Here is a 20,701-nt window from a genome sequence, read left to right as displayed (position 1 = left end):
CGCTATAATTGGAGCATGAATAATATTAGAAGGAAGGGACTGTGACATGATTCTTAAAGCGGCCCAACTTACGATTCTTGTGAAAGATCAAGAAGAAGCCAAACAATTTTATACGGAAAGACTTGGGTTTGTCGTAATCTCGGATATGGATTTTGGTCAGGGATCGCGATATCTGGCGGTCGCTCCGAGAGAGAGCAATGAAACGTTATTTGAACTGGTAAAGGCGGAAACATCAGACCAACTGGCATTGATAGGCAAACAAAGCGCTAACCAAGTCCTGGTCATGTTTGAAACAGATGATATCGAAGGCGACTACTTTGAAATGAAAGAACGTGGTGTCGTTTTCCACGGAGAACCAGCCATAGTTCCGGGAGGAAAAGGAGTCGGTTTTGAGGATTTGTACGGGAATCAATTTGATTTGTTTCAAGCGGAGTAATTCATACATATACAACTAACCAAAAACTTCAGCATTTAAAAAACTGCGACAGTCCAGGACTTTATTTTCTCGTTCTCGGCTATCGCTGTTTCATTTTTCATGCAGTTGACACGACACCGAACGGTGTCCTATAATCAAAAAGTCACCAAATGGTGTCCAATTAACAACTAAATATCATTCCTTAGGAGAGGGTGTTGTGAGCGAACACAAACAGTTGCGGGATGTATTTGACGCGATTGCAGATCCAACCAGACGCCAACTTATTCGGTTGTTAGCCGAGACAGACGATATACCGCTGCATGAATTGACGACGCAATTCAATATGGGCCGAACAGCTGTGTCCAAACATTTGAGCATACTTAAAGAAGCAGGACTTGTTATGGATCGAAAGGTTGGCAGAGAAACACGATTCAAGCTGAATCCTTCACCGCTTAGAGAAGTGCAAGATTGGCTTTCATTTTATAACAAGTTTTGGACTGCCAATTTACTAAGTTTAGGTTTCTTACTAGAGGAGGAAGACAAATGAGTTTAAAGCTGGAGCTGGATTTTCAATACAAGACCTCGATTGAGAAGCTATGGTCGGCATTAACGGATTCCAACAAATTGGCGAAATGGGTGTTGGAAAATGATTTCGAGCCTGTAGTGGGCCATCAATTCCAATTCCGCGCCAAACCCAATGAGTACTGGGATGGCATTATTGATGGCGAAGTATTGATCGTGGACCCGCCATCGCACTTGTCCTATTCTTGGGCTGTCGGCGAAGAGAAGCATACCGTGAACTGGACGCTTCGGGAAATCGAAGACGGGAAGGTTAACCTGCATCTGGAACAAACCGGATTCTCGAATGTACATGGGCTTGAAGGAGCTAGACATGGCTGGACGAATTGGTGCGGCGAGCTGGATAAAGTATTGGCGTAAAAAGCTTGCCAACAATAAGATCGGAAGGATGTCATGAATGAGCGAAAATAATCATAATTTTATCGTCATCTCGGGAGCAAGAGAAAATAATCTTAACAATGTTTCGTTACGCATCCCAAAAAAGAAGATCACGATCTTTACGGGCGTATCGGGATCCGGCAAGTCATCGATCGTTTTTGATACGATCGCCGCAGAATCTACCCGTTTGCTAAATGAAAATTTCAGTATGTTTGTGCGTAATTTCCTGCCGCGCGTGCCGCAGCCGGATACGGATGCCATTGAGAATCTGAGTATGGCTGTCATTGTCGACCAGAAGCGACTCGGCGGCGGCTCCCATTCTACGATGGGCACGATAACCGATATTTCGCCCATTCTTCGCTTGCTGTTCTCCCGAGTCGGTCAGCCGCATGTTGGCGGGGCTCATATGTTCTCCTTCAACGACCCGCAAGGCATGTGTCCGGATTGCAGCGGACTCGGACGCAGACTTGGCGTGGACATGAGCAAAGCGGTGGATATGTCCAAGTCGCTTAATGAAGGAGCTCTTTTGCTGCCCGATTATGCGGTTAACGGATGGGAATGGAATATGATCCCTCAGTGGGGAACATTCGATCTCGACAAGAAGCTGAGCGATTATTCGCAGGAAGAGCGGGACCAGCTGTTCTATGCGAAGGCTAGCAAAGTTCAGGTGATGTTCGGCGGGAAAGCCATGAACCTGACTGTAGAAGGAGTCATTGAGAAGTTCACCAACAAATATATTAAACGCGATCTAAAGACGATGTCCGAACGAACGCAAAAAGCAGTCTCGCCATTCATCTCCGAGGGTCCTTGCACCAGCTGTCATGGCGCCAGACTCAGTCAAGCGGCTTTGAACTGCAGGATCAACGACCTCAACATCGCAGAAATGTCCTCCACGGAGGTTGGTCAATTGATCCGCGTCATCCGGGAGATCGACGATCCTGTAGCGGCGCCGGTCGTAAAGTCTCTGATTCAGAGGCTGCAGCATCTGGTAGATATCGGACTTGATTACCTGACGCTGGACCGCGAGACGGATACATTATCAGGCGGCGAATCACAACGAGTCAAGATGGTCAAACATCTGAGCGGTAGTCTGGTCGATGTGACTTACATCTTCGATGAGCCTAGCGTTGGCCTGCATCCGCGAGACGTACACCGTCTAAATGAGCTGCTGCAAAAGCTGCGCGACAAGGGGAACACGGTGATCGTCGTCGAGCATGACCCCGATGTCATCAAGGTGGCGGATCATATTGTCGATGTTGGACCCCATGCCGGCGGACGCGGCGGGAACATCGTATACGAAGGCAGCTACTCCGGCCTCCTGGAGTCGGGTACGCTTACGGGCAACCATATGAAGCACCCGCTTCAGCTTAAGAACGAGTGCAGAGAGCACTCCGGCAAGCTATCCATTAAAAATGCCAGCTTGCATAATTTGCAGAACGTGAGCGTGGATATTCCTGTCGGTGTTCTGACGGTCGTGACGGGAGTTGCCGGCTCCGGCAAAAGTACATTGATCAACGAAATCTTCCTGAAGCAGCAACCGGATGCCATTGTCATCGATCAATCGGCAGTCGGCGTGTCGACACGCTCCAATCCCGCGACTTATACGGGCATTATGGACGATGTTCGCAAGGCGTTCGCATCCGCGAATAAAGTCAATCAGAGCTTGTTCAGCTTCAACTCCAAAGGAGCCTGCGAGAATTGCCAAGGACTTGGCGTTGTCTACACAGACCTTGCTTTCCTTGACAGCGTGAAACTGCCATGCGATGTATGCGGCGGCAATCGGTTCAAGGAAGAGGTGCTCGAATACAAGTTGAATGGCAAGTCGATCGCTGAAGTGTTGATGATGACTGTCGAGCAGGCATTGGAATTTTTCCAGCTGAAAGAAGTCGTCCGCAAGCTTCAAGCGATGAGCGACGTAGGTCTGAGCTACATTACTCTTGGTCAGCCGCTCAGCACATTGTCCGGCGGAGAGTGTCAGCGGATCAAATTGGCGAGCGAGCTGCACAAGAAGGGGAGCATCTATGTAATGGATGAACCGACGACAGGACTGCATATGTCCGATATCGGCCATCTTATGGCGATCATGAACCGTCTAGTAGACAGTGGCAATACGGTCATCGTCATCGAACATAATCTCGATGTCATCAGCCAAGCGGACTGGATTATCGACATGGGACCGGATGGAGGCAGCAAGGGCGGTCAGGTGGTATTCGAGGGTACGCCTATGGCGATCGTTCAAGCGGAGAAATCGATCACGGGTAAATATTTGACGTAAGTCGTAAAGCTCACTTAAGGGGATGTGGAAGAATTGAGTTTCTTCAAAGATATGTTCGCCATATTTAATAAAAAAGAATTAGTGTTCTTGGAGAGCCTCCAGGAGGATCGCCAAGTCTATTCCTTCTTATTCGAGAAACCGAAGGATCTGACCTGGAATGCCGGTCAATATGGATTGTTCACTCCTAATCATAAAAAAATCAAGAACGGAACAAAACCTTTCAGTATTGCATCGGCGCCTTCAGAAAATGTCATTAGACTGACGACGCGCGTCGGCGAAAATCCAAGCGAATTCAAGACGGCGATGTCCGAATTGAAAAAAGGCATGACGGTCAAAATGAGCGGTCCTGTCGGCGCGTTTACTTTGACGGATAACAATCCTTCGCTGTTGATCGCCGGCGGGATCGGAATTACTCCGTTTCGTTCCATCCTCAAGCAATTGGATGCTGAAGGTAACAAAGACGCCAGCCATATCCATCTTGTATACACGGACACCAATAAGTCCTATATCTTCAAGGATGAGCTTGATGACCTTGCAAACAAAATGTCGTTCCGGATTACGTATCTGGACTCCAGGGACGACTTGCAGCAGGAGATTGGCAGGTTTGCAGCCTCTCATAAGGTAAACGGCAGGTATTATATAGCCGGACCGAAGTCGTTCGTCGACTTGCATACCGAAAAGTTAAAGCAGCTTGATGTGGCCAAAGGAAATATTAAAAAGGATGCCTTCTGGGGCTACTCGTAAGTAAAAAAACCGCGATTTTCGCGGTTTTTTGTTGTCATTTATGGGCATTCCATTACATTCGCAATTCTGATCAAAAATAGCTCCGCACATTTATGTTATTGTTGTCTGCAAGAGGTGATCACGTGAAATACCATCCCATGATTTATCAAGCTTTAGATTATATCGAAACGCATCTGGAGGAAGAGCTGACGCTCGAGCAGGTGGCGGCCGCCGCAGGTTTCTCCAAATATCATTTTCACCGCATTTTTCTGGAGCAAGTTGGCGCAAGCGTAAGGGACTATAGCCGGTCACGCAGACTAGCCAGTGCTTCGGCGCTTCTCCTCTATACCTCGGAGGACATCATCCAGATCGCGTTCCGAAGCAGATTTGAATCGCAGGAAGCATTTACACGCGCGTTCAAGAAGGAATACGGCATGCCGCCCGGACGTTACCGCAAACTGATGGAGAGCGTGCTTTACACGCAAGATCAACGAGAGGAGAATAAGAAGATGAACGATAATAACCATGTTAAAGGGTGGATTCTGAGCGGGGCCGACCCGTCCCTCTATGAGATAGGCATGGATCGGGAGACTGTCCATATGGGAAAGGTATCCGGTTATTTAAAATCGGTATCCGCAACATCAGAGACGCAATTCGCGACGATTATGCAGCAATTCAGATCCGACAACTACAAAGGAAAAAGAATAAAGCTGTCTGCTTTTATCCAGGCCGAGAAGGTTTCAGCATTTGCCGGGTTATGGATGAGAATCGACAACGCGGCGGGGGATACGATGCAATTCGACAATATGAGCGACCGGCCGATTCAAGGTACAGCATCTTGGAACTTGTACTCCATCGTGCTCGATGTGCCATCGGACAGTGCGTCTATTTCGTTCGGCGTTCTGCTTACCGGTCAAGGGAAAGTATGGATGGACAATTTTGCCTTCGACATCGTGGATGAACGAACGCCAAGCACGAATATGCAGATCGGCGGAGAATTGCGGGACGAGCCGCAAAATTTGTCGTTCGAGGAATAAAAAATGAAACGTTGAAGCGCTTCGAGCAGTATGTAAGGTCTAAATCACTTATCGAAGCGAGGTATTGCTTTAGGGATGACAAATATAGAAACCGCGGAAGCCTTGAAGTTGGAATTAAAGAAAATCGAAACGTGGGAAAATGATCAGAAGGGACTGTTCTTCTGGGAGAAGCTAGGACGGCTGCCCTTTGCCATTCTAGACCGAATAACGCCGAAGTTCATACAGGACAAAATAGGTACAGCGCTGGACGAGCTCGGCAGCTATATTCAGAACGGCGGTCGTTATCTGATCAGCAAGGAACAGATGTATCGCAAGTTTTTTCCGGACGAAGAGCAAGGCGAAGCATCGGCCCTGGATCGGATCGGCAAGCTGCCTCTGCGTACAATGGATGAAACGGCTGATCGCGTAATCGCTACAAGCAGCAAGATTGCGACCGTGCAGGGCGCAACGACAGGCATCGGAGGCATCTTCACGATCGCTATCGATATTCCGCTGTTGCTCGGCATCTCGCTCAAAGCGCTCCAGGAGGTTGCGCTCAGCTATGGCTATGACCCCAACGAAAAGTCGGAACGTATTTTCATCGTAAAATGCATGCAGTTCTCCTCCTCCGATATCGTCGGCAAAAAGGCGATTCTCGAAGAGCTTTCAGCCTTCCATTCGGAAGAGAGAAGCGGGCAGGTTATGTCTCAACTTCAAGGCTGGCGCGAGGTCATGCTCACATATAGAGACAACTTTGGCTGGAAAAAGCTGTTCCAGATGATTCCCATCGCAGGCATCTTGTTCGGCGCATATTTAAATCGATCCACGCTTATGGATGTCAGCGAAACAGGCAAAATGATGTATCGAAAGCGGCGAATTCTTGAGAAATTAAAAACTATTTAGGCGTCTTGATGGCGAACCGAAAGTTTGCTTGCAACTGCCCGAATTCCTGATGTAAAGGGAATCGGGCCTTTTTTTGTCTGGAAATGGCATCCGGTTTTAAATAAAATCATTGAAACCAACAGGTACGAAAGGTATAATTTGGTTCCGAAGGAACAAAAAAAGGTTCGGCAGAGGTTACGAATACAGATACTTTCCGCTGTTCTAGAATGATTGCTGCTTAGGAATTTGAGTCTAAATGAAAAATCTACCGTACTACACTTATTATCAAATGTTAGAGTTCCAAATTTATTGACAGAAAGGAGAGGCTGCCGGAGTGGATGCAAAAAAAATTATAAGATTAACATTCATTGTAATGACGGTCATCCTCATTGATATTGCCATCTTATCCCCAGGACTTTTAGCCATTGGTTTTGGAGAGAATGCGCTAAAAAGCGCAACTGCCGCAGCCACGTTAGCTGGCAGCGCTGCAATCATTTTATACAGCAGCTATACGCTGCTTTTCAAGAAAGAAGCGCGTATTCCAATTCTTGAAGTTCATACGCCCGAAGAATTCGAAATCGCTTTGAAGCAGTTTCAAAAAGTAAAGGCTGTCGAGAACGACGTGAGCTTGGCCCTCCACCAAATCGACAGAATCAAGAAACGCCACGACACTCTTCTTAATGTGCTGAATCAAAGATTTGTGCCTGGAGGTCTTAGTTTCGTCAAGTTTGCCGACACCACAAAGAATGTCGAAAATCTATTTTTCACCAATATTCGCGGTATCCTAACGCATCTTCATATTTTTGACGAAAGAGAATATAACCGGGTCATGACTCAAAATGCCGCTTCCTCCTCGCAGGTCCAACTGAGAAAAAAAGAGGTTTTCCGTGAATATCTGTTTTTTATTCGAAGCTCTCTTGAAACCAATGAAGAGATATTGCTGAAGCTCGACAAACTGATCCTTGAAGTGTCGCGTCTGGATACGGTGGAGCTTAAAGACATGGAGACCATGCCATGCATGCAAGAGATCGATACGTTAATTAAACAAACCAGATTATATAAATCATAAAGGAGATGACTACATGAATAAGGGCAAGTTTTTCCTTATAGCTAGTTCTTTAATTATCATTGTTTTTATTGCTGTGTACGCGGGGATTACGTTAACCTCCAACTTGGGGAAATCCGATGCCGAGGTGTCGGCCGAAGATGCGGGCAAACGTCTGGAAAAGCTATACTCCAAAATATCTGTCAACACTGCCGAACCCGTGAAAGGCCAGATCGATATAAATCCCGTGGACGTTGCGGAATCGTTGCCGGAAATATCGAAGTTTCCAATAACAGTGACGAATACTACGGACTTATATGTAGAGATTTTCTCATCGACAGAAAAGGGCGGTACCGGTACAGACGGTTGGCTAAGCGACGCTGCATCTGATTTTAACTCGTCTAATCCGTCCATTAATGGGAAGCCCGTATCCGTTATGATCAGGAATATTGCTTCCGGTACCGCAACCGATTATATCAAATCCGGTAAATACATACCCGATGCCTTTACGCCTTCCAACGAACTGTGGGGAGAGATGGTGAAAGCGGCAGGGGTGAAGACAGAGCTCATTTCGAGCAGACTGGTAGGCAATGTGCCTGGTATCGTTATTGCAAAGGCGAAACATGATGAGCTCGTTAATAGCTACGGCGCGATCAATGTAAAAACCGTGACGGAAGCGATCGCCAATAATGAATTTGCTATGGGATATACAGATCCATTCGCCAGCTCGACGGGCCTCAATTTTCTCGTTACAGCTCTGAAAACCTTCGATAACGGAAATCCGTTAAGCAGTGAGGCTGTAAAAGGTTTTGAGCAATTCCAGGTCAATGTCCCTTTTATCGCTTCGACGACCATTCAAATGCGCGATGCAGCGACTTCCGGCATGTTGGATGGATTCGTACTGGAGTATCAGACTTTCGTTAACACGCCCGGCGATCTCAAAAATGAATATGTCTTTACGCCTTTTGGTGTCAGGCATGACAGCCCGCTCTACGCGCTTGGCGACATTTCGAACGAGAAGAAGGAAATTCTCAAAGCCTTCACCACCTTTGTAACCGGCGAAAAATATCAAGTCCATGCAAAAGAAAGAGGTTTTAACGGCCTTGATGATTATAAAGCCGAGCTTGAGCCACTCGACGGTCCTACATTAAGCGCGGCGCAAAAGGTGTGGAAGGAGAAGAAAAACGGCGCTAAACCGATAGCGGCAGTATTCGTAACGGATGTATCGGGAAGCATGGATGGCGAGGCGCTTAATCGTTTAAAAGAGTCATTAACGCAAGGCCAGAAATATTTAGGCAAAGACAACATGATCGGACTGGTCTCTTACTCCAGTGATGTAACGATCAACCTGCCGATCGCGCGATATGACACGAATCAGCAGTCCTTGTTCGTCGGAACCGTTAACAGTCTTCAAGCAAGCGGCGGAACCGCGACATTCGATGGCGTCGTCGTGGCGATCAAGATGCTGCAGGATTATATGGCCGCCAACCCTGATGTGAAGCCGCTCATCTTTGTGCTTAGCGACGGCGAAACCAACGAGGGCCATTCCTTAAAGGATATTCGCGGTCTAATCGAAGGCTACAAAATCCCGATCTATACCATCGGATACAACGCGGATATTCAAGCCCTTCAAAGCATATCCAGCATTAACGAAGCAGCAAGCATCAATGCCGATACGGACGATGTCGTGTATAAAATCAGCAACCTGTTTAATGTTCAAATGTAATCCAACGATAGATTAAGGGAGGAATTTCAATGACATTTTCCATGCAGGTATCAAGTGCTGAAGAGCTTAAAGAAATCGTTGAGGAACAGATTAAACCCATCCCGAAGGAAGTCGAACAACTAAAGGAACAAGCCGACCAGAATGTAAAGGCCATTATGTCGATCGACATGGACTCGCTGGAGAAACGAAAATCCATTCTTACGTCCGTGGAGCAATTCGGATATGATACCATGAAAACCTCCTCATCCAAAAACGCGTTGCTGCAAGTGTCTTTGGGAAGTCTGTCCAAGTCGGGCGAAGAGGGCGGAGTTGTAGCCAAAGGGCTTGGCGAACTTCATATGTATATGAAGGATCTGGATCCAAGCGGCATTGATTTTTTAAAGAAGGGTCTTTTCGGGAAGCTGTTTAATCCGTTACGGGCTTATTTCCAGAAGTTTGAAAAGGCGGACGCCGTCATCGCGAAGATTGTTCAATTACTCGAGAAAGGCAAAGCCGGCTTAAAAGACGATAATACGACGCTCATGATCGAACAACATGCGCTGCGGGATCTAACGAAGAAACTGGAGAAGGAAATTCAACTGGCTGCCTTTATGGACGAAGCGATCGAGGCTCAGATTGAAGCAGCAAAGCTGCGCAGCGAGGATCCGGAAAAAATCAGATTTATCATCGAAGAAGTGTTGTTCCCGCTTCGTCAGCGTACGATGGATATGCAATCCATGATGGCCGTCAACCAACAAGGTTACATGGCATTCGAAATTATTATTCGGAACAACAAAGAACTCATCCGTGGCGTTGATCGTGCCAACACGGTTACCGTATCGGCTTTGCGGGTTGCGGCAACCGTCGCCAGCGCTCTCGCAAACCAAAAAATCGTGCTGGATCAGCTTAACGCTTTGTACGCGACAACGAATACTTTTATCGAAAACACGGCAAGAATGTTGAACACGCAAGGGACGGAAATTCATAAAGGAGCCATTGATTCGAGCATCTCGGTGGACTCACTGAAGCAGGCCTTCGCCGACACCTTTGCCGCAATGGAAGCGATTAGTCAATACAAGCAGGATGCGCTCCCCCGCATGAGAGCGAGCATCGAAGAATTCCGCCAATTAGCGGAAGCAGGAGAGCAGCAAATTGTTCGGCTTGAACGCGGCAATGCAGTTGGACTATAAAGAAATGATATACGATTGCTTCAAACCGCGTTTATCGCGGTTTTTTTCTTTTTAAATCGATTTTCGCTATTGAATCGAAGGCAAAAGCGTGTAGAATAGAATTCAGCCCTAAAATGGAGGAGGCAAGACTGTCATCATCGCGCATGATTAACTACACAGATTGGGAGAAGTGAATGATATGAAGAAGTACAATACACGCGCCATTATGGCATCGCTGTTAATCTGCGGTTTCGTAGGCATGTTTAGCGAGACGGCACTTAACATCGCGATCAGTAATTTGATGGACGTGTTCCAGATATCGGCCGCAACCGCTCAATGGTTAACGACTGGATTTCTGTTAACGCTTGGCATCTTAATGCCGATGAGTGGACTATTGCTGCAACGTTTCACGACCAGGCAGCTATTTATCGGATCGCTTGCGAGTTCCATTGTCGGTACAGTCATAGCGGCACTCGCGGTAAATTTCGAAATGTTGATGGCAGCCCGCGTCATGCAGGCATTTGGTATGGGGTTATTGCTTCCCCTTATGTTTAATACCATCCTGGTCGTCTATCCGCCTGAGAAGCGTGGAGCAGCTATGGGTTTTGTCGGACTTGTCATTATGTTCGCGCCAGCGACAGGACCGACAGTAGCAGGGTTATTAATTGAGTATTTAACTTGGCATTATATTTTCTGGTTCTCGCTGCCATTTTTGATTGTTGGTTTACTGGTTGGTCTGAAGTATCTGGAAAACGTGACGGAAGTGTCCAAGCCGCGGATCGATATATACTCTATTGTGTTGTCGACGATTGGTTTCGGCGGAGTCGTATTCGGCTTTAGCAATGCGGGCGAGGGAACGGAAGGCTGGAGCAATCCGGTCGTCATCATTTCCATTGCCGTTGGCCTAGTCGCGCTTGCATTGTTCGTGATCCGACAGATTACGATGAAAGAACCGATGATGAATTTGCGCGTGTTTAAACACCCTATGTTTATCGTTGGTCTGTTAATGGTCTTGGCGTGTATGATGATTATTTTGTCGAGCATGATCATATTGCCGATGTTCCTGCAGAAAGGTTTGGGACTGTCCGCTCTCGTGACGGGTCTCATGCTGCTCCCGGGCAGCGCGCTAAATGGCATATTGTCGCCGAGAATGGGGCGTTTGTTCGATAAGTACGGCCCGAAGTGGCTGGTTATCCCGGGTTTTATAGTCGTGTCCGTCACCGTCTGGTTCTTTACGACACTGACGATAACCTCTTCCGTAGCTTTTATCATCGCATTGCATATCGGATTGATGGTAGGTATTTCGATGGTGTGGATGCCCGCGCAGACAAATGGGTTAAACCAGCTGCCGCCTGAATTATATCCGCACGGTACGGCCGTGATGAATACGCTGCAGCAAGTCGCGGGAGCGATTGGCACTGCAGTTGCCATAAGCCTTCTGTCGGGCGGAAGCGAGAAGTATCTGCACAATTCCGCTTCGCCGACATTGCCGACGGAACTTGCGAATGCGATGATGCAGGGAGCACAACATGTCTTTACCTTTACATTCGTCGTTACTTTGATCAGTCTTGGGATTGCGCTTACTATACGCCGTGTCTTAGTCAGTCATTCCACCATGCATTCCATGCATTAATTACGATAGGGGAGGGGGAGCCATCAGGCTCCTCTTTTTTCATTTAAGGAATTAATAAATACCCGCGCGATTGAGCATTCCCTCCATCTTGATAACTCTCTCTTTCAGATTAGTGAATTCGGATCGAGTTACATCTTGATGATTATCTCCGATGTTTTGTTGCTCTTGCAGCTTCGCGAATTCGGCCGACAATTTTTCATAGTCTTTAATGATCATATCCAGAAACTCGTCCACTTCGTCCTTGTCATATCCTCTATATTTGACGGAAAATTCCTTGTTGTGAATGTCCAAAGGGGTAAAGTGAAGTCCGAACTGCTCTTTAATACTACGTATACGGCTCATGCCACTTCCTCCATTACTATAATTTGTATGAACTACAACTCATTATACCATCAGACTTTTGCAAGAGCACATTCGTCATGATTACCCAAACTATGGGCATTCTAAAGAAATACGCTATAATATACTGAACCAAAGTATTCCTGTTTAGAAATAGGAGATGAATCGAAATGAGTCGCAAACGAAATTTGAAAATGAAAAAAGTGGATGTATCGCATCTGGAACAATATAATCAGTTATTGCGCTATGTATTTCAGGTAACCCGCAATGATCTGTACAAGTCAGGCTGGAAGGAAGAGGAGATCGTCCATGCCAAATCCCCCATATTGCAACAAGCGGACGTTTTGGGCTGGTTCGACAATGACAAGCTGATTTCTCAAGTATCTACCTACCCATTCGAAGTTCGGGTGTTTAATCAAACTTATGCCATGGGCGGCGTGACCGGGGTAGGCACCTTCCCGGAATATTCCGGACAAGGATTAATGAATAAGCTGCTCTTGCAGGCTCTCACCAATATGCGAGAAAAAAAACAATCGATTTCGTACCTGTACCCTTACTCGATTCCCTATTATCGCCGCAAAGGGTGGGAGATCGTCTCCGATAAAATCGTATTCGAGGTGCAAGATTACCAACTGCCCAAAAATAAACCCGTCCCTGGCGACGTCGCTCGTATAGAACCGGAAAGCGAAGACGTAAAAAGGGCTTATGAACGATATTCGATGCAGACGCATGGCGCGATGCTTCGCAAAGAACTAGCCTGGAGTGAATACTGGCGCTGGGATTCCGATGATTTGACCGCCGCCGTCTATTATGGCGAAGAAGGACAGCCTGACGGTTATATTCTATATTGGATCGAAGAAGAGGTTTTTCATGTCAAAGACATGATTTTTATTCACGAAGAAGCTCGCAGCGGTCTTTGGAACTTTATTAGCGCTCATTTTTCCATGATATCCAAAGTCGTAGGCAACATTCATATGGATGAGCAGCTTTCCTTTTTGCTGGAAGATGCCGATATTAAAGAATCGATCTCGCCTTATTATATGGCCCGGATCGTGGACGTCGAACAATTTATTTCGAAGTATCCATTTAAACCAGCCAACATCATCAGGGAATGGACCTTCACTTTAGAAGATCCATTGTTGTCCTGGAATCAAGGAACGTTTACACTGCAAATTACGCCGGAAGGCAAAGGTACGATCTCGCGAAGCCAGAATCGTCGGAACGAAGACAGCATCAATATTCAGACCATGACGACGATGCTGCTTGGCTACAAACGGCCCGAATATTTGCATAGGATTGGCCGTATCGCTTGTTCTCCCGAGACGCTTGATCTATTAGAAGACGCCATCGAGCAACAAACGCCTTATTTCTCGGATTTCTTCTAAGTGGAAGGTTAAAGGATAAATGGAGGGATTGGATGGATCGCGGCATTAACAAAGTGCCTTTTGGTTACGAGGAACGCTTGGACACGCGTACGGGAAAGGGAACATTGGTGTTTTACGATACTTTCCAGGATATTTCGGATAGGCAATTGGAGCGGGCTGCTTCATTGGCAACTTTACGCTCGTTTACTAAGCTTGTCTTGTATCCGCTGCACGAAGAGACCGCCCGACGAATCTGGAAGCGGCCGATCGAACCCTACTACAAGCGGGAGCAGTATTTATTTGATTGGCGGCAGGAGCGGGAGGAGCGGGAGGACAGTGGGAACATAACCGTTGAGAATTGGGAAGGGAAACGCAAGAAGTATACCCCGATCGAAGCGGCGCTGCGGCATTTGATGGATGTATATACGCAACCGATATTCCTGTATGTCTCGCCGGCAATGGCGAATGCCTTCGCTTCCTTCCATTCCTTCGAGGAGTGGATCGGAAAAATCCGTTTAATTATAAGCGAACCGCCGCCTGACGCTCATCCTAAACTCACGAAATATAGACATCGGTGGGAGGTCGAAGAAAACTGCTGACTTGCTTGGACGTTATGGGAAAGCCACTTTAATTGTCTCGTTAAGACGTGTAAAGTGGCTTTTATCGATGATAGTTATAGTTACAGAACCGGTGACATGCCGCCGTCTATATTAATAGCCGTGCCGGTTATGTAGGAAGCCGCGGCCGAGACGAGAAATACGATCACATTCGCCGCTTCTTCCGCGCGGCCGATTCTGCCGAGAGGGATGTTATGCTTGGGAAGGACAGCATATTCGTCCCAGGACAATTCTGGGGCGGTTGCCTGCCAAACCCGTTCAATCTGGTCGCTTTGGATGGCTCCGATGCATACCGCGTTCACTCGAATGTTGCCTGCGGCCAAATCCTTGCTCATCGCTTTCGTTAAAGCCAATCCGGATGCACGGCTGACCGAACTGGGCAGTGACGAACTGGAAGGCGTTTTGCCGCCGATAGCCACAACGTTGACGATCGCTCCATCCCCAGACTGGCGCAGATACGGCAGCACAGCCTGCGAGCAATGTATGGCGCCAAATAACTTAAGGTCCAAATCCGCAGACCAGGATGCAGTATCTACCTGCTCGAAAGTTTTGCCCGCCATTGCGCCTGCATTATTAACGAGGATATCGATGCCTCCAAATTGCTCGGCCGCGACAGCAACGGCGCGATTGACATCTTCTTGTCGCGACACATCGCCTTGAATAACGAGGGGCTTCGTACCCGTCTTCGCAGCGATCTGCTCTGCAGCATTCTCCAGCGACTCCAGGCCCCGGGCAATGAGAGCGACCTGGGCGCCTTCCGAAGCAAGCAGCATCGCTGTAGCGAAGCCGATTCCTTTGCTGCCTCCAGTAACGATGGCACGTTTTCCTTGCAATCCCAATTGCATGCTTGTAACAGCTCCTTTAGAAAAAATCTCCAATCATCAGTAAAATCATATAGCGTAATGGATGGACAAGCAAGAGAAGGATGTCGATTGAGCTAAATTTAGCTTGGGTATATTAAAAAATAAGAGAGGGGACACCTGGTTGAAAGTCATTGATTTGTCGATGCCGATCGTGGATGGAATGGACGTCTATCCCGGCGACCCGGAGGTCAACGTAAAGATAACTCATACTTTCGAGAGCCACTCTTGGGAATTACGGCAGCTTTCGATGGGCAGTCATACGGGAACCCATATGGACGCGCCTTCTCATATGCATCCCGGTGCCGCAACATTGGACGATCTGCCCTTGGAGCGATTTTTTGGACCCTCGCGTTTAGTAAGGCTCGAAGAAACGAATTGGCCGGAAGGACGGGGACTGTTTTTCAACGATTCCGTTGGTATGGATTGCTTTGATCGTCTCGCTGCCCTGCTGCCGCCATTTGTCGGCGGTGATCTGTCGGAAGATCTGGAGCGGGCGTTATTAGGCATTAATATTGTGACGTATACGGGGCTGCAGAGTATGGAACGCCTTCCTGTCGGAACGGATTTTATGTTTTACGGATTTCCTCTGCGCCTTGTCTCCGGCGATGGTTCTCCCGTTAGAGCCGTTGCGGTTGTGTACGAATGAGAAAAAAGAACGGCATCAGGAATTATCCTGCTCTGCCGTTCTTTTTCATTGCCGGATCTATAGTCGAGCTTTAAGCAGTTCGTTTAGTTCTTTCATCATTGCGCGATAACTGTCCGTCGCGACGAGCTTTTGCTGGTAGGTTTTCCATTCGTCAATACTAATGGCTCCCATAATGACTTTTGTTTTGTTCATGTTCAACTCGTCGCGAAGCTCGATATATTTGCCCTGGCTCCACAGCAGCTCGGCTTCCGGGAAGGCGCTATCCTCGTACGATACTTTCCGCCATTGCTCCACGGAAGCTTTATACTGATCGAGCACCTTCTCCGGCAAGGCATCGAGCGTGGGATTATGTTGGAGCAAATCCGGCTGTCCGAACAAGCTGTTGACGGCTGCCTGATCAGCGGCGCTCCATCCTTCTAGCTTGCTCCAACCGCCTTTTAAAGTCGTCTCTATGCCATAGTTCAGCCATTGAAGAAGGAGGTCGGGATCTTCTTTGGCCATTGCCGTAATGATGTAGGAGCCGTTGCCTGCCGAATTCCAAGGCGCAATCGATGCACTGGAGGAGTCGGCTTTGAGGGACCCGAGCGGTACCCAAACGGCATCGTCTTCGCTTTGCTCCGCCGCTTGCTCAATCGTAAGGGAAGCAAGACCAGCGGTATCATTCTCTAAACGTTCGATCACTTGCTGTGATCCCAGTACCGCGAATTCAGGATCCACAAGTCCCTCTTGATACGCTTTGGCCAGCCACTGCAGCGCCTTCGTTTCTTCCTCGGATACCGCATGGTCGATAACCTGTCCGTTCTTGATCGAGAAACGTTCCGGTCTGCCGGTAAAAACATGCTCGACCCAAGCGATCGATTGTTCTCCGAACATGGCGCCAGTAAGACCATAGGTATCATTTTTGCCGTTTCCATCCGGGTCGTAATTCGTGAAAGCTTTCATAACCTCGTACAGCTCATCCATTGTCGAAGGAACGATAAGCCCCAGCTTGTCCAGCCAATCCTTGCGGATAGCCGGGAAGGACGCATGATGGGGGTCGCTCAGACGCGGTATGAAATAGGGATCTCCATTGAGATATCGTGACCCGGGACCTTCTTCCGCAAGCTTCTTCAAAGTCGGATAATCGTCCAAATAAGGGCCAGGGTTAACCGTAATGCTCTCCGTAATATCATTGGGGATAAAATACGGATGATCGAACAACATGATAGAAGGCATATCGCCAGCTGCGATCATGACCATGGACTTCTGTCTGTAATGGTCAGGGCCTACCCAGGTGATCTCCGCATCTGCTTTCGCAGCCTTTTTTAGCTGTTCCAGCAGAACCGACGGTGTTTCGACTTCTTGCCCCGGAATCAGCGTCATGATTCTAAACTGGGGAGTAGCCAACGGATCCGAGACTACGGCAAGTCGATTTTGAGGAACCCATTCCACTTTTAAGCCAATGGATTGGGCAGTCGCGCGAAGCGGTATCCATAGCTTGCCATCGTCAATAAAAGAAGCTGTGCCTCCAGCGACGGACTTGCCGCCAGCCTGCAACTCGGATCTGCCATCGCGGAACAAAAGCTCGGGGCGCGACTGGTCCGGTTTCGTGGCATGCAGCGAGCGATCGGAAGCGTTCCAGGATAAGGTGTAGCCGAGGCCGATCAGCAGCTCTCGTGCCGGAACCATCATGATGCCGTCTTTCAGCCTTGGCTGCTCGCTTAACCCAATGCGCAGATTGCGGAACTCAACGTAGACGCCTTTTTTCCATTGCTCAAGCTGCTCGATCAACGAGGGCGGCAACTGGGTAGTTGCTACTTCCTCTGCACGGACGGGAACTGGGCCAAGAGTCGATACGGTTAACGCAAGAACCGCCATGCTGGTTACTACCAAGCTGCCGCGTTGCTTAACTTTCTTTCTTTTCATTACGAAACCTCTCTTTCTTATGTATAGATTTAATAGTATAACGCTTTCAACAGCGGAAAAGTTTCTTGTTTTTGGAGAGGGTTGGAATTTGTACGGTCTGCACATACTGTGGATGATTGGAATCCATGCAGATCTGATTAAAAGTGGGGGACATTACATGGTATTAGCCGTCTCGATCATCATTGTAGCTCTGTTTGCTATATGGGGCGCAATTGCTCCGGAGCAACTGGCATCCGTTTCCGGATGGGCATACAATTTCTCGATAAGCAATTTCGGATGGTTTTATTTGATTGCTACGTTGTTTTTTCTGGTCTTTGCGATTTATCTGGCATTTAGCCGATTCGGTCATATTCGACTTGGAGATGACGACGACGAGCCGGAATATTCGACCCTGTCCTGGCTATCGATGTTGTTTAGTGCAGGCATGGGGATTGGACTGGTATTTTGGGGCGTGGCCGAACCGCTCTCTCATTACTTGTCGCCGCCGGAGGGCGCGGAAGGAGGGACTGCGGATGCTGCGAGGCTGGCGATGCGGTATTCGTTTTTTCACTGGGGTCTTCATCCATGGGCCATCTATACCATTATTGCGCTTGCTCTCGCTTATTTCCAATTCCGCAAAGGCTATAAGGGATTGATCAGCTCCGCGTTTATCCCGCTTCTTGGCGAACGGCTAGTGAACGGAGGGATTGGCAAAGCCATTGACATATTGGCGGTTATAGCGACTGTATTTGGCGTCGCCACCTCTCTAGGCCTGGGTGCATTGCAAATTAATGGCGGGCTCCTTCATCTGTTTGGTGTGCCCCTTACGGTCTGGACCCAAATTATGATTATTGTCATCGTGACCGTGTTGTTTCTTATATCCGCCGTCTCGGGTTTAAATAAAGGCATCCAATTATTGAGCAACACGAATCTGGTTATCGCCGTTTTGCTGATGCTTTTTGTATGGATGACAGGCCCGACTGCGTTTATTTTCGAAACGTTTACGACCACACTAGGCAGCTATCTTCAAAATTTGATCAATATGAGCCTTCGAATGACTCCGTTTTCCAAAGGAACGTGGGTAGGCACCTGGACGTTGTTTTATTGGGCTTGGTGGATAGCATGGGCGCCATTCGTCGGTACTTTCATCGCCAGGGTATCGAGGGGAAGAACGATCAAGGAGTTTGTCATCTTTGTCATGATGCTCCCCAGTCTTTTTGGTTTTATTTGGTTTTCCGTTTTTGGCGGAACGGGACTTCATCAGGAATTATTCGATGGGGCGCAACTGGCGGAGAGCGTTACGGAGAATACGACCACAGCGCTGTTTCTCACTTTGGAGAACCTGCCTCTCGGTATGATCATGTCCGTAGTCGCTACGGTTTTAATTATGATTTTTTTTATTACGTCGGCCGACTCGGCGACATTTGTGATGGGGATGTTTACGACGGACGGCGATCTAAATCCAGGCAATAAAGTAAAGATCGCCTGGGGAGTTCTGCAATCTGCCATTGCGGTGACGCTCCTGATCAGCGGAGGCTTGGCCGGACTTCAGACGGCTTCCATTGTAGTCGCTTTGCCGTTTGCATTTATTATCATCGGCATCTGCTTTTCCTTGCTGAAAGCTCTTCAGGCGGAAGATAAAGAACGACGCATGAAGGAGAAGCAGCAGCGCCGAAGATTAAAGCAGCTACTGGAAAAGGAGCTTTGACAGAACGCCAATCGGTAATAAAAATCCCATCCGGCCCGCTTCGGCCTGGATGGGAATTTTTTTAGTGCACCGCGTTCTGATTCTCGTGCTCGGAAATCTCGCTAAGCGCTTGACCGGCGTCTCTGCTAGTCGTGTTGCCCAGCGCGAGATCGCCTAGCGAGATGACGCCGACGAGTCGTCCGTCGTCGACGACCGGCAGGCGGCGGATTTGATGAGCGGCCATAATATCCGCGGCTTCCTCGGCATCCGTCGTAGAGGATACCGTTACCAGCGCATCGCTCATCACTTCGCTGACCGAACTGGAACCCTGTTTCTTTTGCGCGTATCCCCGAACGACCAGGTCGCGGTCCGTAATTGCGCCAATAAGCTTGGCTGAGTCATGGGTTTCCACAACGGGTACGAATCCTACATCGTTTTGGGCCATTATGACCGCAACCTCGTAAACGTTATCCTGGAGCGTAACCGTTTTGCAATTCGTGGACATGAGATCTTTCACTTGTTTCAATTCCTTCAACACCTTTCGTATTCGTAACGTGGCAACATGATCCGTAGACAGCCACACTCCGATAGGGTGCTTCCGAATAAGGGATTTTATCCCGCCATATTATTATGGGCATCTTTCTGCGAGAACACGGATATATGATCGACCCGCTCCTTGCTGGCCGGAATGACGAATTTCAGTTCGTATTGTTCGTTAACTTGATACACGTAGATATCGTCGTCGCCATTCTCCGTAACGGAATCCGCTTTGCCAAGCGTTTGCTCGATATCGCGAAGCGAGAGATCCTTTAGGTCGTCGGCATAGGAACGCACGTCGAAAACTACGCTTCCCTTATTGTAGCCGAATGCAGCATGATGGCTTTCATACGTGGCGTAAATCCCTTTGCCCGCCGAGTCGGTGCGGTCTGCTTCGCCCCAATCCTTCTCGATGTCGTCGATCAGAGAGGTATGAACCGTATAGGACAGGCCCGGCACGCGTCCTTCTCTTGCCAGCTTCCGGATTTCGATCAGCTTGTCCGCGGTTGCGGCAGAACCGTCTTGCTGGGGCTGCGCGCTGGGCTTAGTCGGCTGTTCGGTGGCCGTAGCTCCCGGAGTCGTCGTAATGGGGGGTGATGTGCTTTCCAGGGAGGGTTGAGCGGTTGCGGTGGCAGTAGGGGACTGTGAAGAGACGTTCCCGTTATCGCCGCCATTAGCGCAAGCCGTCATCGTTAGTGCGCCAGCCAAAGCTGCTGCGTAAAGCCAGGGTTTCATATTCATTAGGATCCACACTCCTTTGTCTGTCTCTGCATGTTGTCTGTTGCTCGAAATATGGTGTAACAGACGAGCCATGTCGCCCTAAGGTTGCACGAAACGGGCAAATAGGGCCTCCTGAGTCCGATAACCATAAATTGAAGAGTTGAATCAATATTAATGAAAAACCTACCTTCACAGCAGCTTCAGAAACAAATGGGCATGGCTAA

20 protein-coding genes are annotated in these 20,701 nt (G+C 48.3%); 15 read left to right on the top strand and 5 right to left on the bottom strand.

The window, feature by feature from the left end:
• Positions 1–46: 46 nt before the first annotated feature.
• The 11 genes from PAT3040_RS10205 (at position 47) to PAT3040_RS10155 (ending at position 11,820) form a co-directional block, all read left to right on the top strand.
• On the top strand, positions 47–436 hold the full coding sequence (locus PAT3040_RS10205) for a VOC family protein (RefSeq protein WP_108992538.1): 390 nt from the start codon (positions 47–49) through the stop codon (positions 434–436).
• A 196-nt stretch (positions 437–632) separates the two neighbouring features.
• On the top strand, positions 633–962 hold the full coding sequence (locus PAT3040_RS10200) for an ArsR/SmtB family transcription factor (RefSeq protein ID WP_108992537.1): 330 nt from the start codon (positions 633–635) through the stop codon (positions 960–962).
• Complete coding sequence (locus tag PAT3040_RS10195; protein ID WP_108992536.1) at positions 959–1,354, top strand: SRPBCC family protein; 396 nt, start codon at positions 959–961, stop codon at positions 1,352–1,354. The genes PAT3040_RS10200 and PAT3040_RS10195 overlap by 4 nt, the downstream gene beginning before the upstream one ends.
• Before the next feature lie 37 nt (positions 1,355–1,391).
• Positions 1,392–3,647, top strand: coding sequence for an ATP-binding cassette domain-containing protein (locus PAT3040_RS10190; protein WP_108992535.1), 2,256 nt, complete (start codon positions 1,392–1,394; stop codon positions 3,645–3,647).
• 33 nt (positions 3,648–3,680) lie between these two features.
• Positions 3,681–4,391 carry an FAD-dependent oxidoreductase gene (locus tag PAT3040_RS10185; RefSeq protein ID WP_108992534.1) on the top strand — a complete coding sequence of 237 codons (711 nt, stop codon included), beginning with the start codon at positions 3,681–3,683 and terminating at the stop codon, positions 4,389–4,391.
• Positions 4,392–4,513: 122 nt separating this feature from the next.
• Positions 4,514–5,407, top strand: a complete 894-nt coding sequence (locus PAT3040_RS10180) for a helix-turn-helix domain-containing protein (RefSeq protein WP_373863936.1) — start codon at positions 4,514–4,516, stop codon at positions 5,405–5,407.
• Between the two features lie 75 nt (positions 5,408–5,482).
• On the top strand, positions 5,483–6,289 hold the full coding sequence (locus PAT3040_RS10175; protein ID WP_108992533.1) for an EcsC family protein: 807 nt from the start codon (positions 5,483–5,485) through the stop codon (positions 6,287–6,289).
• A gap of 313 nt (positions 6,290–6,602) precedes the next feature.
• Entirely contained in the window at positions 6,603–7,337 is a 735-nt protein-coding gene (locus PAT3040_RS10170) for a hypothetical protein (protein ID WP_108992532.1), read from the top strand.
• Between the two features lie 13 nt (positions 7,338–7,350).
• Positions 7,351–9,039 (top strand): vWA domain-containing protein, encoded by a 1,689-nt coding sequence (locus tag PAT3040_RS10165; protein ID WP_108992531.1) that lies wholly within the window; start codon positions 7,351–7,353, stop codon positions 9,037–9,039.
• Positions 9,040–9,068: 29 nt separating this feature from the next.
• Complete coding sequence (locus PAT3040_RS10160) at positions 9,069–10,208, top strand: toxic anion resistance protein (protein ID WP_108992530.1); 1,140 nt, start codon at positions 9,069–9,071, stop codon at positions 10,206–10,208.
• 178 nt (positions 10,209–10,386) lie between these two features.
• Entirely contained in the window at positions 10,387–11,820 is a 1,434-nt protein-coding gene (locus PAT3040_RS10155) for a DHA2 family efflux MFS transporter permease subunit (protein WP_108992529.1), read from the top strand.
• 51 nt (positions 11,821–11,871) lie between these two features.
• Here the strand turns inward: PAT3040_RS10155 and PAT3040_RS10150 are convergent, their stop codons facing one another.
• A complete protein-coding gene (locus tag PAT3040_RS10150) occupies positions 11,872–12,162 on the bottom strand; it encodes a DivIVA domain-containing protein (protein WP_108992528.1) in 291 nt (96 codons plus the stop codon).
• A gap of 167 nt (positions 12,163–12,329) precedes the next feature.
• Here PAT3040_RS10150 and PAT3040_RS10145 point away from each other — a divergent pair, with 167 nt between their 5' ends.
• Positions 12,330–13,544: a GNAT family N-acetyltransferase gene (locus tag PAT3040_RS10145; RefSeq protein WP_087568590.1), complete on the top strand. Its 1,215-nt coding sequence runs from the start codon at positions 12,330–12,332 to the stop codon at positions 13,542–13,544.
• Between the two features lie 32 nt (positions 13,545–13,576).
• On the top strand, positions 13,577–14,122 hold the full coding sequence (locus PAT3040_RS10140) for a hypothetical protein (RefSeq protein WP_108992527.1): 546 nt from the start codon (positions 13,577–13,579) through the stop codon (positions 14,120–14,122).
• Positions 14,123–14,202: 80 nt separating this feature from the next.
• Here PAT3040_RS10140 and PAT3040_RS10135 read toward each other — a convergent pair whose 3' ends face one another.
• Positions 14,203–14,985, bottom strand: a complete 783-nt coding sequence (locus PAT3040_RS10135; RefSeq protein ID WP_108992526.1) for an SDR family oxidoreductase — start codon at positions 14,983–14,985, stop codon at positions 14,203–14,205.
• Between the two features lie 139 nt (positions 14,986–15,124).
• On the opposite strand from PAT3040_RS10135, the gene PAT3040_RS10130 reads away from it, so the two are divergent.
• Positions 15,125–15,649: a cyclase family protein gene (locus tag PAT3040_RS10130; RefSeq protein WP_108992525.1), complete on the top strand. Its 525-nt coding sequence runs from the start codon at positions 15,125–15,127 to the stop codon at positions 15,647–15,649.
• Between the two features lie 57 nt (positions 15,650–15,706).
• Here the strand turns inward: PAT3040_RS10130 and PAT3040_RS10125 are convergent, their stop codons facing one another.
• Positions 15,707–17,554 carry a stalk domain-containing protein gene (locus PAT3040_RS10125; protein WP_181376539.1) on the bottom strand — a complete coding sequence of 616 codons (1,848 nt, stop codon included), beginning with the start codon at positions 17,552–17,554 and terminating at the stop codon, positions 15,707–15,709.
• 157 nt (positions 17,555–17,711) lie between these two features.
• Here PAT3040_RS10125 and PAT3040_RS10120 point away from each other — a divergent pair, with 157 nt between their 5' ends.
• On the top strand, positions 17,712–19,241 hold the full coding sequence (locus tag PAT3040_RS10120) for a glycine betaine uptake BCCT transporter (protein ID WP_108992523.1): 1,530 nt from the start codon (positions 17,712–17,714) through the stop codon (positions 19,239–19,241).
• 61 nt (positions 19,242–19,302) lie between these two features.
• Here PAT3040_RS10120 and PAT3040_RS10115 read toward each other — a convergent pair whose 3' ends face one another.
• Both PAT3040_RS10115 and PAT3040_RS10110 read right to left on the bottom strand, forming a co-directional pair.
• Positions 19,303–19,746: a CBS domain-containing protein gene (locus PAT3040_RS10115; protein ID WP_108992650.1), complete on the bottom strand. Its 444-nt coding sequence runs from the start codon at positions 19,744–19,746 to the stop codon at positions 19,303–19,305.
• Positions 19,747–19,832: 86 nt separating this feature from the next.
• Positions 19,833–20,498 (bottom strand): YjgB family protein, encoded by a 666-nt coding sequence (locus tag PAT3040_RS10110; RefSeq protein WP_108992522.1) that lies wholly within the window; start codon positions 20,496–20,498, stop codon positions 19,833–19,835.
• Positions 20,499–20,701: the final 203 nt, after the last annotated feature.

The sequence above is a fragment of the Paenibacillus agaridevorans genome (genome assembly GCF_003112455.1).
GTDB classification, from domain to species: Bacteria; Bacillota; Bacilli; order Paenibacillales; family Paenibacillaceae; genus Pristimantibacillus; species Pristimantibacillus agaridevorans.
Note: the sequence above shows the minus strand (reverse complement) of the source record. Positions and strands in the feature narration are given on the sequence as shown.